The sequence below is a fragment of the Roseomonas genomospecies 6 genome (assembly GCF_008365375.1).
Classification (GTDB): Bacteria; Pseudomonadota; Alphaproteobacteria; order Azospirillales; family Azospirillaceae; genus Azospirillum.
On record NZ_QOKW01000003.1, the window covers coordinates 374,574 to 387,151 of the forward strand.

A 12,578-nucleotide genomic window follows, 5' to 3' on the forward strand; every position below is an offset into this window, starting at 1 on the left:
TGGATTCGTGGTCTGCGGTGCACTCCGTTCATTGCCTGTCTGTTGGGCGTGACGTCCGGTCGCGCCTCATATGCGCTTTTTCAGAGTTGAACGGAAAGGATACATCAGATAAAGCGAATGAAAATGGGTTTACAAATCATGCATCCGCATTGATCGGATGTTTCCTACCGAAGTGCGGAAATTTCAAAATTAGAATGTATCCCTTCCTGCATACATGGCAGATGTTTCTGAAAATACGTTGGACTGATATTCGGACTTTCTTAATGTTTTGACTCTCTTTTAAATGGCTTTGTCGGAAACGGCGTTGGGGTGCCCGGCCCTGCCGCCCTCAGCCCTGGTGAATGTCCCGATGGCGAGCTTATCAAATGACTACCCCAGACCCGCTCCCGTCCTTGTCATGAGCGGGGCCACCGGTGGCGGTGCGGCGGGCGACGGTGGTGCATCCGGCCGCGAGGACGGCGGCGGAGGCGGGCCGGACGAGTCCAGCCGTTTGGTCATCGTGGTGGACGATGACCGGTCCATCGTGGAAGGGCTCGCGCTGCTTCTGGAAGCCTGGGGCTACGACGTGCTGACCGCCCTGTCTCTGGACGAGCTGGCGCAGCGCCTGCCGCAGGCGACCGGCCGTCCCGGGCTGGTTCTGGCCGATCATTTCCTGCCTGCGGGAGGCACGGGCGCCCAGGTGGTTGAGATGGTGCGCGCGCATGTGGGCGCCCCGGTGCCCGCCCTGATCCTGACGGGCGACACCATGCCCGAACGGCAGGCCGAAGCCGCCGCGCTGGGCTGCCGGCTGCTGCACAAGCCGGTGCAGATCGGTCCGCTGAAGGACATGGTGGACGCGCTGATGAGCGGCGCCGGCTGACGGCGCCCAGGACCCGGGTTCAGGGCGGGTTCAGCCGCGGCGCAGGCCGTCGGACACCGCCAGGAAGGCGTCCACCACCACCGGGTCGAACCGGCTGCCGGACAGGCGCCGGATTTCGGCCACCGCCACGTCGTGATCCAGCGCCTTTCGGTAGGGACGGTCGCGGGTCATGGCGTCGAAGCAATCCGCCACCGCGACGATGCGGGCGCTCAGCGGGATGGCGTCGCCTTGCAGGCGGTCGGGATAGCCGGTGCCGTCCCAATTCTCGTGATGCGACCGGGCGACCTCCGCCCCGAGATGCAGGTGCGTCCGCCCGTCGGACCGGCGGCTGGCGCGGTCCAGCAGGTGCCAGCCCGCGGTCGTGTGGGTCTGCATGGCGGCACGCTCTTCCGGCGTCAGCGGGCCGGCCTTGCCGAGGATATCCGGGTCCAGCGTGGCGTTGCCGACGTCGTGCAGGATGGCGGCCAGACCGACCGACTCCAGGAACAGCGTGTCGAGGACGGCGGGATAGCACCCCTCCTCGGCCAGCCGGCGGGCGATGCGGTCGGTCACCATGGCGATGCGCGGGCCGGCATCGGCTTCCGCACCGGGAAGACGGTCCGGATGACCGCCATGCTCCGCCAGATTGGCCATGGCGATGACGGTGTGCTCCTGGCTGCGGCGCATCTGCTCGTAAAGGTGCAGATTGTCGAAGCCGACGGAAATCTTGCGGCAGAACACCTCGATCAGGTTGCGGTCGAGGTCCGACAGGGGGCGGTCGGAGGTGAGATAGACCACATTCTCCCGGTTGTTGGGCGTGCGGATGTAGAGCGTGCAGTGATCCGCGGCATAGCGGTTGCTGTGCGTCTCCAGGCAGCGCTTCACCTCGGCCAGCACCGCGGCTTCCACATGGTTGGCCGCCGGTTCGTCGATCAGCGCCTCGAACCGGCCGGAGCCGGCCAGCACATACAGCCTGTCCCCCATGCCCCCATGCTCCGTCCCGGCGATGACCGGGCCGCGCTGCACGCACAGGATGGCGTCCGGCCCGACGCCGAGAATGCCCGAAAGCTGGGTCAGCACCCCGGCGGCGAACAGCTTCATGGAGCGCGCCTGGAACAGGGACGACGACGCCTCGATGATCTTCTCCAGCCCGCGCCGGTTCATCTCGATCGCCATGATGTCCTCGTAGGACCGCAGGGCGGCGACCGTGGTGGTGAAGAGCTGCTGGGCGGTGAGCTGGGTCTTCGCCTTGTAGTCGTTGATGTCGTAGTCGAGGATCACCGCGCGCTCCGGCGCCTGGCCGGGCTGGCCGGTGCGCAGGATGATGCGGACATGGCGGTTCTTCAGCTCCTCCCGGATGTGGTGGACGAGCTTGAGCCCGGCGTCGTCGGTTTCCATCACCACGTCCAGCAGGATGATGGCGATGTCCTCCTCCCCCTCCAGGATCTTGCGCGCTTCCGCCGCCGAATAGGCGGAGATGAACTCGGCGGAGCGGCCCTTGTAGGAGAAGTCGGCGAGCACGAGCTTGGTGATGGAGTGCACCTCCGGCTCGTCGTCGACGATCATCATCTTCCAGCGGTTCCCGGTGCCCGGCGACCCGGTCTCGCCGTCGCCGTCCTGGTCGTCCAGAAAGAGGAACTCGTCGTCGGAGTCGGTCATGGGGAGCCTGATGCGGGTCGGGCGGAGGGTAAAAAAGATTAACACGGTGTGGCTGCACGCGCCTACCGCCTCAATCGAAGCATTTTCGACGAAAAAGCTCAACAAACTGCATTGAACGCCGAACCGCTATCCTGCGGTGCGGAAGCGGGTGACGGACCCTTCCGACGGCATCAGAAGGTTTCCAGTTCGATCACCCAGCAGTCCATGGATCTCTGCGCCAGCGCACCGCAGACATTGTCCACCTGCGTGCGGGTGAAGGGGCCGACGCCCATCTGGTAGGTGGTGCGGGCGCCGCGGAAGACCGGCCAGACCATCGGCGGCAGATCGCGGTAGGCCGTCCCCGGACCGTAGGTGAATTCCTGCCAGGCGCGCAACCCTTCGGCGTGGCTGACATACTCGCCCAGCCGCGCGGCGAAGAGCGGACCCGGCTCGATCGGCGGCATTCCGGGCAGAGGGTAGGGGGCGACGACTCCGATCAGCCCGTCCGTCGTGGCGACCGCCCGCGACCGGCTGGGCATGCCCAGCGTCACCCGCCCGTTCGCGGAATCGATCAGGCTGACCACGTCGCCCTTGCGCAGGGTGAAGCCGCGCCGCTTCTTGTTGTCCAGGATCTCCGTCGCCTTGATGTTGTCCGCGGCGACGACGTAGCCCTGGGCCGGCGCCTGGGCGGCGATTTCCCACGCGCTGCGCGGCACCACGGCGGCGCCGCGGTGGATGACCGGCGGTTTTCCGGCTCCGGCGGGCGGTCCCCCGGCGCTGGCGCCGCCCATGGCGGCGGTGATGGAGCGGGACACCATCAGCGCCGGGTCCAGCGAATCGGAGGGAACATAGCCGATGGGCTGGCCGCCGATGGCGACCTCCGTCCAGGAGGTGCCGCGCGGCGTGCCCAGAGCGTTCAGCGCCTTGCCGCGCGGCAGGGTCTGGATGATCCGGGCGTCCGCGTTGGGGCCGATGCGCACCTCGATGTCGCGGTTCAGCACCACCTCGCCGGTCAGCGGCGCGCCGATGGCGACGGGGCTTTGCGCGAACGCGGTCACCGGGGCGCAGCACAGCGCCGCCGCGGCCAGGATCAGCCGAAGCGCCAGGGCGCGGAAGGCGGTGGCGGAACGCGTGCGCATGGTGGTTGCCCCCATGGGAGAGTGCCCATTCTGCATCGGCGCACCCCGCCGGGGCAACCCGGCGCATGCCCGCCGGGGCGGATGTCACGGAACGGCGAGGCCGGTCAGGCCGCCCGGTCGCCGCCCACCAGATCGTGGATCGCCTCGGCCAGGAGCCGGACCGGCTTGGCGGCCATGCCGGGCGCGCGGTGCAGCGCGATGTCGATGTCCGGCAGGCGGGGAAAGCCGTCCGCTTCGGTCAGGCGGCGCAAGCTGGGCGGGACGGTGCATTCCTCCATGGCGGTGACTCCCAACCCGCCCAGGACGGCGCCGTGCACCGCCACCACGCTCTTGCTGATGAAGGCGACGCGCCAGCCGCGCCCGATGCCCTCCAACGCCGCCACCGCGAGGTCGCGCACCACGCAGCCCTTGGGGAACAGGGCCAGCGGCAGCGGGTCCTCCCGCTCGATGGGGGTGGCCGCCGTGCTGCGCGGCGGGGCGACCCAGGCCACCGGCTCCCGCCGGACCAGTTCGCCGCTGCGGCTGTCCGGGTGGCGGGTGACCAGGGCGAGGTCGTAGCGGCCCTTGTCGATCTCCGCCACCAGATCGGGGCTGTTGTCGCAGATCACCTCCACCGGCACGTCGGGATAGGCGGCGGCGAAGCGGGCCAGCACGCCGGGAAGCAGCATGGTGGCGTAATCGTCCGGCGTGCCGATGCGCACGCTGGCCACCGTGGCGGGCCGGCGCATCAGCGTCAGCACCTCGTCGTTCAGGGTCAGCATCCGCCGGGCGTAGGTCAGCAGAAGCTCCCCGTCCTGGGTCAGGCGGACGCTCTTGGTGTCGCGCTGGAAGACGCGGGCGCCGACCACCTCCTCCAGCCGGCGGACCTGCTGGCTGACGGCGGCCTGGGTGCGGCCCAGCGTGTCGCCGGCACGGGTGAAGCTGCGCGCGTCGGCGACGGCGACGAAGGCGCGCAGAAGGTCGGTGTCGAGGTTGGCCGGCATGGTGGCGCATTCAAGCAGAGGGGACGCGCGGGTTCAACGCGCGAAAGGCCCATCACGATCTGTGATGATCCTCATAAAGCCTATTCGTTTCCCAGATTTTCCGCGCGGGCGCAGGGTGCCCTCCGGTTCTTGGGAGGGTGAAGCGATGGGCGTGTTCGACGCGATGACGGCGGTGGTTCTGGAGGCCGGGCGCCTGGACCGGCGGGAGGAGCGCCGTCCGGCGCCGGTCCCGCCAGCCCGGCGGTTCCGCCTGCCCCGGCTGCCGGCCTTGCCGGTGCTGCTGCTGGCCGTGCTGGTGGCGTGAACCGGCTCAGATGGTCGTGGCGGGTGGCGGTTCCATGGGGGGCGGTTCGGCGGGCGCCGCTTCCACAGGAGGCGGGGTGAGGCGCAGGGGCGCCGGACCGCCCGTCTCCGGAACCGCCGCGGGTTCGGGCGGCGGAAGCTCCTTCGCCTCGACGACCGGATCGGTGGGGACCGGATCGGTGGGCTTTGCGTCGTCCTTTGCCGCCTCCTTCGCCGCCGGGGCGGGGGCCGGTTCCGGGTCCACGGAGTAGTCGGCGACGATGCGGGCCTGACTGCCGGCGATGACCAGCACCTTCTGCCCGATGTCGATGGGCTTCTCGTCCTTCTGGGTGACCGAGAGCAGGTCGCCATCGGGCTTGCGGACGATGTATTCCCAACCCGTGGTGTCGCCGGTCACATGCTCGATGGAGGTGCCGAGAAGGCTGCCGATGGTCGTGCCGCCGACCGCCCCCAGCGCCGAGTTGATGCCGAAGACGCCGGACTGCGACCCCAGCACGCCGCCCGCGGCTCCACCGGTGACGGCGCCGACGGTGCCGTTGGTGCTGATCTTGACCTGACGGAACCCGATGACGACGGCCCGCTCCACCTTGTTCGCCTGCTGCGTTGCGCTGGCGGCGTAGGTGTTCGGGGAGTAGTTCGGGGTGCAGCCTGCGAGGATGCCGGCGATGACGGCGGCGGGCAGGCCAAACATGACAGTGCGCGTCACGGGACATCATCCGTTTGGAAGCCTGACCGGGTGATAGGCGATTCCGCGCGGCGAGTCATTCGACTTTTTGTGGGCTCCGGGATGCGCGGACAAAAAGAAAGCGGGCCTTTCCAGACCCGCTTTCCGTCATGCCGCCGCAAACCCAACAATCACTCGTCGCCCATCTTCAGGGCGGCGATGAAGGCGCTCTGCGGGATTTCGACCTGGCCGAACTGGCGCATGCGCTTCTTGCCTTCCTTCTGCTTGTCCAGCAGCTTGCGCTTGCGGCTGATGTCGCCGCCGTAGCACTTGGCCGTCACGTCCTTGCGCAGCGCTCCGATGCTCTCGCGGGCGATGATCTTGCCGCCGATGGCCGCCTGCACCGCGATCTTGAAGAGCTGGCGCGGGATCAGCTCCTTCAGCCGCTCGCAGAGCTGGCGCCCGCGGCGCTCCGACTGGGAGCGGTGGACGATCATCGACAGGGCGTCCACCGGTTCGGCGTTGACCAGGATCGACATCTTCACGAGGTCGCCTTCCTCGTAGCTGTCCATCTGGTAGTCGAAGCTGGCGTAGCCGCGGCTGATCGACTTCAGCCGGTCGTAGAAGTCGAAGACCACCTCGTTCAGCGGCAACCGGTAGACCAGCATGGCGCGGGCGCCGGCGTAGGTCAGCTCGATCTGCTGGCCGCGCCGCTCGGTGCAGAGCTGGAGCACGCCGCCCAGATACTCGTCGGGCAGCATGATGGTGGCCTTGATCCACGGCTCGTCGATGCGGTCGATCTTCATCACGTCCGGCATGTCCGCCGGGTTGTGAAGGTCCCGCACCGTGCCATCGGTCATGTGCAGCTTGTAGACCACCGAGGGGGCGGTGGTGATGAGGTCCAGGTTGAACTCGCGCTCCAGCCGCTCCTGGATGATCTCCAGATGCAGCAGGCCGAGGAAGCCGCAGCGGAAGCCGAAGCCCAGCGCCGCCGACGTTTCGGCCTCGTAATGGAAGCTGGCGTCGTTCAGCTTCAGCTTGCCCAAGCTGTCGCGCAGCCGCTCGAAGTCGGCGGCGTCCACCGGGAACAGGCCGCACCACACCACAGGGATGGAGGGCTTGAAGCCGGCCAGCGGCTCGGCGGCGGGCTTGCGGTCCTCGGTGATGGTGTCGCCGACCTTGGTCTGCGTGATGTCCTTGATGGCCGCCGTGATGAAGCCCATCTCGCCCGGCCCCAACTCGCCGGTCAGCAGGGCCTTCGGGGTGAAGACGCCGACGCGGTCCACCTCGTGCGCGCTACCGGTGGACATGAAGCGGACCTTCTGGCCGACCTTCAGCCGCCCGTCCACCACACGCACCAGGATGACCACGCCCAAATACGGATCGTACCAGCTATCGACCAGCAGGGCCTTCAACTCGGCGTCGGCGTTGCCCTTGGGCGGCGGCAGGCGCTGCACCACGGCCTCCAGCACGGCGTCGATGTTCAGGCCGGTCTTGGCCGAGATTTCCACGGCGTCGGAGGCGTCCAGGCCGATCACGTCCTCGATCTGCTGCTTGATGCGGTCGGGCTCGGCCGCGGGCAGGTCGATCTTGTTGAGGACCGGGATGATCTCGTGGTTGTTGTCGATCGCCTGATAGACGTTGGCGAGCGTCTGCGCCTCGACGCCCTGCGAGGCGTCCACCACCAGGATCGAGCCCTCGCAGGCGGCGAGGCTGCGGCTGACCTCGTAGGCGAAGTCGACGTGGCCCGGCGTGTCCATCAGGTTCAGCGTGTACTGCTGCCCGTCCTTGGCCTTGTAGAGCAGGCGGACGGTCTGCGCCTTGATGGTGATGCCGCGCTCGCGCTCGATGTCCATGCTGTCGAGCACCTGTTCGCGCATCTCGCGCGAATCGAGGCCGCCGCACTGCTGGATCAGACGGTCGGCAAGGGTCGACTTGCCATGGTCGATGTGCGCGATGATCGAGAAATTGCGGATGTGCGAAAGGTCAGTCATCGGTGCCCGGAGCCCTGGTTTGGGGCGGAACATAGGGCGGACGGACGATGCGCGCAATGGCGGTGTGGGTGCCCGAACGCCGTTGCGGGCAACAGGGGCCACACGGATTTCACGGATTTAGACACGGATTTTCCTGTCGTCACCCCATAAACTTCAATAAATGCAATCGGAGTTATAGGATAACGATAATATTAATAATAAAAATCCGTGTAATCCGTGCTCCCATCCGCGCAATCCGTAAAGACCCTGTTGCTCGACAAGAATCCTGAGGGCGCCCCCTCGACTCACCCCACCAGAACCGGCGCGACCTCGCGGTAAAGCTCCATGTACTCCTCCGCCGGGCCGTGCCAGCCGAAGTCGCGGGTCATCGCGTGCTGCTGCATGGCGTGCCAGCGCTCCGGCTTGCGGTAGAGGGCGGCGGCGCGGCGCAGCGCCCAGGTCAGTTCCTGGACGGTGGCGTTGACGAACTGGAAGCCGGTCGCGCTGCCGTCGTTCACCGCCGCCGGGTTGGCGTCCACGATGGTATCGGCGAGGCCCCCGGTGCGGCGGACCAGCGGCAGGGTGCCGTACTTCAGGGCGTACATCTGCGTCAGGCCGCAGGGCTCCGACCGCGACGGCACCAGGAACAGGTCGGCGCCGGCCTGGATGCGGTGGGACAGCGCCTCGTCATAGCCGATGCGCACGCCGACCGACTTCGGATACCAGGTGGCGAGGTGGCGGAAGCCGGCCTCCAGCGCCGGTTCGCCGTTGCCGAGAACGGCGAGCTGGCCGCCCCAGGCGATCCATTGCGACGCCGCCTCCAGCACCAGATCCAGCCCCTTGTGGCCGGTCAGGCGGCTGACCACCGCGGCCAGCGGGGCGTCGGGCCGGCGGTCCAGGCCGAAGGTCGCCTGAAGGTCGGCCTTGCACAGGTCCTTGCCGCCCAGATCCGCGGCGCCGTAGCGGGCGGCGATGTGCGGGTCGGTGGCGGGGTCCCAGATCTGGTAGTCCACGCCGTTGAGGATGCCGGTCAGCGCCTCGGCCCGCGTGGAGAGCAGCCCTTCCAGGCCCGAGCCGTGCTCCGCCGTCTGGATCTCGTGGGCGTAGGTCGGGCTGACCGTGGTCAGGCGGTCGGAATAGAAACAGCCGGCCTTCAGGAAGCCGAGGCCGCCGTAATACTCCACCCCGTCGATCCGGAAGGCGGCGGACGGCAGGCCCAGGTCGCCCATCATCCAGGCGCCGAACCAGCCCTGGTAGGCGATGTTGTGGATCGTCGTCACCGTGCCCGGACGGAACGGCCCGGCGAAGCGGTCGGGGCGCAGCTCCAGATAGGCCGGGATCAGGCCGGTCTGCCAGTCGTGCCCGTGCAGCACGTCGGGACGCCACCAGGGATCGCAGCCGTCCTCCGCCGCGAAGCCCGCCGCGCACCAGGACAGGGCGGCGAAGCGTTCCGCGTTGTCGGGCCAATCCTTGCCGTCCGGTCCCAGATAGGGGTTGCCGGGCCGGTCGTAGAGCGACGGCGCGTCCAGCACATAGGCCAGCACCCCGTCCGGCATCCGTCCGATCCGCAGCGTGGCCTGGGCGCCGCCGGGCAGGTCGGTGAGCGGCCCGCCGACCGGTTGGAGGTCGCTCAGCCCGTTCAGCACCGCCGGATAACCGGGCAGCAGCAGGCGGACGTCGGCTCCGGCGCGCTTCAGGGCGGGGGGCAGGGCGGCGGAAACGTCGGCCAGCCCGCCGGTCTTCACCAGCGGGTAGCATTCCGGCGTGACGAACAGGACGCGCATGGAGGCGGGGTCTTTCCGTTTCTTATTGGTCTTGCTCATCCCCCTTCGCCCTGCGCGGGCAAGGGGGGATGGGGGTCAATCCTTGGGCAGGCGGTCGATCATGTCCTGGGTGATCAGGCACACGCCGCCCTCGCTGCGGTAGAAGCGCTTGGCGTCCAGCTCCGGGTCCTCGCCGACGACCAGCCCTTCGGGGATCGCCACGCCGCGGTCGATCACCACCTTCGTCAGGCGGCAATGGCGGCCGATGTCGCAGTCCGGCAGGACCACCGCCTGATGCAGCTCGCTGAAGGAGTTGACGCGCACCTCGCTGAACAGCAGCGAGTTCTTCACCAGCGAGCCCGAGATGATGCAGCCGCCCGACACCAGGCTGTCCACCGCCATGCCGCGCCGGTTCTCGTCGTCGAAGACGAACTTCGCCGGGGGCAACTGCTCCTGATAGGTGAAGATCGGCCACTCGCGGTCGTACATGTTGAGCTGCGGCGTGACGTGGCAGAGGTCCAGGTTGGCCTCCCAATAGGCGTCGATGGTGCCGACGTCGCGCCAGTAGGGCTCGGACTCGTGGCCGTTCAGGATGGCCGAATCGGCGAAGTCGTGCGCCATCACGCGCGCCCCGCTCTTCACCAGATAGGGGATGATGTCCTTGCCGAAGTCGCGGGTCGAACCGGGCTCGTTGAAGTCGCGCTCCAACTGGTCGTAGAGGAACTGGGCGTTGAAGACATAGATGCCCATGCTGGCCAGCGCCTTGTCCGGATTGCCCGGCATCGGCGGCGGGTCGGCGGGCTTTTCGACGAAGTCGATGACGCGCTGCGTCTCGTCCACATGCATCACGCCGAAGCCGGTCGCCTGTTCGCGCGGCACCTGGATGCAGGGGATCGTCACGTCGGCCTTCCTGGCGATGTGGTCCAGCAGAAGCGCGCCGTAATCCATCTTGTAGATGTGGTCGCCGGCCAGGATCAGGATGTATTCCGGCTCGTGGTCGCGCAGGATGTCCAGGTTCTGGTACACCGCGTCGGCGGTGCCCTGGTACCAGGCGGTCTCGCTGATGCGCTGCTGCGCCGGCAGCAGGTCGCAGAACTCGTTCATCTCGCCGCGGAAGAAGTTCCAGCCGCGCTGCAGGTGGCGCAGCAGGCTGTGCGACTTGTACTGGGTCAGCACGCCGATGCGGCGGAATCCCGAGTTGATGCAGTTCGACAGCGCGAAGTCGATGATCCGGAACTTGCCGCCGAAATAGGTGGCGGGCTTGGCGCGACGGTCGGTCAACTGCTTCAGCCGGCTGCCCCGGCCACCGGCCAGGACAAGGGCCACAGCGCGGCGCGGCGCCAGCCGCAGATCCCGTTTGTCGAGCATGTGTCTCCCTTTCGGTTCTCTTTTTTGCTGTCGGCTGTGGTGTCGGCCATCCGGAAGCGACCGGCGTCGCCGCCGGTTCGAAAGTGACCGTGCCACATTTCACCGGGGCGGGCCAATAGGCCGAGGGGAACAGGCCGGAAATAGGCCGGGCGCCCAAGGTCTGTGCAGATTTGAGTCGCACACCTGTGCACAAAAAACGGGCAAGAGCGTGGGAAACGAGCGTGCGCAGCCCGAACGGACGCCAGCCCGCCCGCACGCAAGGGGCGAATCACCGCGCCGAAGGCGGGTGTGGAGGGTGCGGAATCCTGCTTAAATTCTGTGCAGAGAGGGCCGGCGACTCGGGGCCTATGCTGCTTTGCGGTCATCCGAAAGGCCGCAACCCACGCGATTCCTAGCCCTTTTGGGTTGGCACGCTTCTTGAAGACAAACTCGGCATCACACGGCCCCCTCCCGCCGCCCCGTCTGTACCGGGGACGGGGCGAAACGGGCCAGAAGCATTCGAATAAAGAGGAGCCTCGATGAGCCGTCTCTTCCTTCTAGCCGCGCCGACGATGGCGGCCATTCTGGGCTTGGCCGGTCTGCCCGCCGCCGCCCTGGCCCAGGATGCGGCCGCCGCGGCCGAGCCCACCCTGAGCAGCGGCGACACGGCTTGGATGCTGGTCGCCACCGCGCTGGTCCTGTTCATGACCATCCCCGGCCTGGCCCTGTTCTACGGCGGCATGGTCCGCAAGATGAACGTGCTGTCGGTCGTGATGCAGAGCTTCGCGATCTGCTGCCTGGTCAGCATCCTGTGGTTCTTCGCCGGCTACAGCATCGCCTTCACCGAAGGCAACCCGTACTTCGGCAGCCTGTCGAAGTTCATGCTGGCGGGCATCACCAAGGACAGCCTGTCGGGCGTCATTCCGGAGACGGTCTTCGTCGTCTTCCAGATGACCTTCGCCATCATCACGCCGGCCCTCATCACCGGCGCCTTCGCCGACCGCATGAAGTTCTCCTCGATGCTGGTCTTCACGGGCCTGTGGTCGCTGATCGTCTATGCGCCGATCACCCACTGGGTCTGGGGTCCGGGCGGCTATCTGATGGGTGACGGCGTGCTCGACTACGCCGGCGGCACCGTGGTGCACATCAACGCGGGCGTGGCCGGTCTGGTCGCCGCCATCGTGCTGGGCAAGCGCAAGGGCTACCCGAACGAGAACTTCGCCCCGCACAACCTCGTGCTCAGCCTGATCGGCGCCTCGATGCTGTGGGTGGGCTGGTTCGGCTTCAACGCGGGTTCCGCCGTGGCCGCCGACGGCCGTGCGGGCATGGCCATGCTGGTCACGCAGATCGCCGCCGCCACCGCCGCCATGTCCTGGCTGATGGTCGAGTGGGCCACCAAGGGCAAGCCCTCGGTCCTCGGCATCATCTCCGGCGCCGTCGCCGGTCTGGTCGCCATCACCCCGGCCTCGGGCTTCGTCGGTCCGACCGGCGCCCTGGTCATCGGTCTGGTCTCCGGCGTGGTCTGCTACTGGGGCGCCACCGGCCTGAAGCGCGCCCTCGGCTATGACGACTCGCTGGACGCCTTCGGCGTGCACGGCGTGGGCGGCATCGTCGGCGCCATCCTGACCGGCGTCTTCGCCCAGGAAGCCATCGGCGGCACCGCCGGCGCCCTGGAAGGCAACATCGGGCAGGTCTGGACGCAGATCTACGGCATCCTGGCCACCATCATCTACTCGGCGGTGGGGTCCTTCATCATCCTGAAGGTCATCGACGTGGTGATGGGCCTGCGTGTGGACGAGGACGTCGAGCGCGACGGCCTGGACCTCGCCCTGCACGGCGAGACCATCCACTAAGCACTCTTTGCAGCCTGGTTGTTTCCTCCATGAACTTCCGCCGCCGGGGTCTCCCGGCGGCGGATTTTTCATTGTGG

10 protein-coding genes are annotated in these 12,578 nt (G+C 67.6%); 3 read left to right on the top strand and 7 right to left on the bottom strand.

Translation table 11 applies throughout. From position 1 onward, the window contains the following. The first annotated feature begins 397 nt into the window (after positions 1–397). Positions 398–859 carry a response regulator gene (locus tag DS843_RS06325; RefSeq protein WP_286191964.1) on the top strand — a complete coding sequence of 154 codons (462 nt, stop codon included), beginning with the start codon at positions 398–400 and terminating at the stop codon, positions 857–859. A 30-nt stretch (positions 860–889) separates the two neighbouring features. Here the strand turns inward: DS843_RS06325 and DS843_RS06330 are convergent, their stop codons facing one another. The 3 genes from DS843_RS06330 to DS843_RS06340 all read right to left on the bottom strand — a co-directional run bounded on the left by DS843_RS06330 (position 890) and on the right by DS843_RS06340 (position 4,598). After that, positions 890–2,497, bottom strand: a complete 1,608-nt coding sequence (locus DS843_RS06330; RefSeq protein ID WP_149468025.1) for a DUF3369 domain-containing protein — start codon at positions 2,495–2,497, stop codon at positions 890–892. A 170-nt stretch (positions 2,498–2,667) separates the two neighbouring features. Next, positions 2,668–3,615 (bottom strand): SH3 domain-containing protein, encoded by a 948-nt coding sequence (locus DS843_RS06335; protein ID WP_149468026.1) that lies wholly within the window; start codon positions 3,613–3,615, stop codon positions 2,668–2,670. Between the two features lie 104 nt (positions 3,616–3,719). Then, on the bottom strand, positions 3,720–4,598 hold the full coding sequence (locus tag DS843_RS06340; RefSeq protein ID WP_149468027.1) for a LysR substrate-binding domain-containing protein: 879 nt from the start codon (positions 4,596–4,598) through the stop codon (positions 3,720–3,722). A 145-nt stretch (positions 4,599–4,743) separates the two neighbouring features. Here DS843_RS06340 and DS843_RS31060 point away from each other — a divergent pair, with 145 nt between their 5' ends. After that, positions 4,744–4,902 carry a hypothetical protein gene (locus DS843_RS31060; RefSeq protein ID WP_167525205.1) on the top strand — a complete coding sequence of 53 codons (159 nt, stop codon included), beginning with the start codon at positions 4,744–4,746 and terminating at the stop codon, positions 4,900–4,902. Between the two features lie 6 nt (positions 4,903–4,908). Here DS843_RS31060 and DS843_RS06345 read toward each other — a convergent pair whose 3' ends face one another. The 4 genes from DS843_RS06345 to glgC all read right to left on the bottom strand — a co-directional run bounded on the left by DS843_RS06345 (position 4,909) and on the right by glgC (position 10,669). Next, positions 4,909–5,607 carry an outer membrane lipoprotein gene (locus DS843_RS06345; protein ID WP_286191965.1) on the bottom strand — a complete coding sequence of 233 codons (699 nt, stop codon included), beginning with the start codon at positions 5,605–5,607 and terminating at the stop codon, positions 4,909–4,911. 149 nt (positions 5,608–5,756) lie between these two features. Further along, positions 5,757–7,559 (bottom strand): translation elongation factor 4, encoded by a 1,803-nt coding sequence (lepA, locus tag DS843_RS06350; protein ID WP_149468028.1) that lies wholly within the window; start codon positions 7,557–7,559, stop codon positions 5,757–5,759. A 284-nt stretch (positions 7,560–7,843) separates the two neighbouring features. Beyond that, positions 7,844–9,322 carry a glycogen synthase GlgA gene (gene glgA / locus DS843_RS06355; protein ID WP_208852189.1) on the bottom strand — a complete coding sequence of 493 codons (1,479 nt, stop codon included), beginning with the start codon at positions 9,320–9,322 and terminating at the stop codon, positions 7,844–7,846. Positions 9,323–9,397: 75 nt separating this feature from the next. After that, positions 9,398–10,669 (bottom strand): glucose-1-phosphate adenylyltransferase, encoded by a 1,272-nt coding sequence (glgC, locus tag DS843_RS06360; RefSeq protein ID WP_149468030.1) that lies wholly within the window; start codon positions 10,667–10,669, stop codon positions 9,398–9,400. 518 nt (positions 10,670–11,187) lie between these two features. Between glgC and DS843_RS06365 the strand changes: the two genes are divergently transcribed. After that, positions 11,188–12,501, top strand: coding sequence for an ammonium transporter (locus DS843_RS06365; RefSeq protein WP_149468031.1), 1,314 nt, complete (start codon positions 11,188–11,190; stop codon positions 12,499–12,501). Positions 12,502–12,578 lie beyond the last annotated feature (77 nt).

Bases quoted from the DNA above. Each gene is read 5' to 3' on its own strand.
- DS843_RS06325 (WP_286191964.1), top strand. From the start codon at position 398: ATGAGCGGGGCCACCGGTGGCGGTGCGGCGGGCGACGGTGGTGCATCC.
- DS843_RS06330 (WP_149468025.1), bottom strand. From the start codon at position 2,497: ATGACCGACTCCGACGACGAGTTCCTCTTTCTGGACGACCAGGACGGC.
- DS843_RS06335 (WP_149468026.1), bottom strand. From the start codon at position 3,615: ATGCGCACGCGTTCCGCCACCGCCTTCCGCGCCCTGGCGCTTCGGCTG.
- DS843_RS06340 (WP_149468027.1), bottom strand. From the start codon at position 4,598: ATGCCGGCCAACCTCGACACCGACCTTCTGCGCGCCTTCGTCGCCGTC.
- DS843_RS31060 (WP_167525205.1), top strand. From the start codon at position 4,744: ATGGGCGTGTTCGACGCGATGACGGCGGTGGTTCTGGAGGCCGGGCGC.
- lepA (WP_149468028.1), bottom strand. From the start codon at position 7,559: ATGACTGACCTTTCGCACATCCGCAATTTCTCGATCATCGCGCACATC.
- glgA (WP_208852189.1), bottom strand. From the start codon at position 9,322: ATGCGCGTCCTGTTCGTCACGCCGGAATGCTACCCGCTGGTGAAGACC.
- glgC (WP_149468030.1), bottom strand. From the start codon at position 10,669: ATGCTCGACAAACGGGATCTGCGGCTGGCGCCGCGCCGCGCTGTGGCC.
- DS843_RS06365 (WP_149468031.1), top strand. From the start codon at position 11,188: ATGAGCCGTCTCTTCCTTCTAGCCGCGCCGACGATGGCGGCCATTCTG.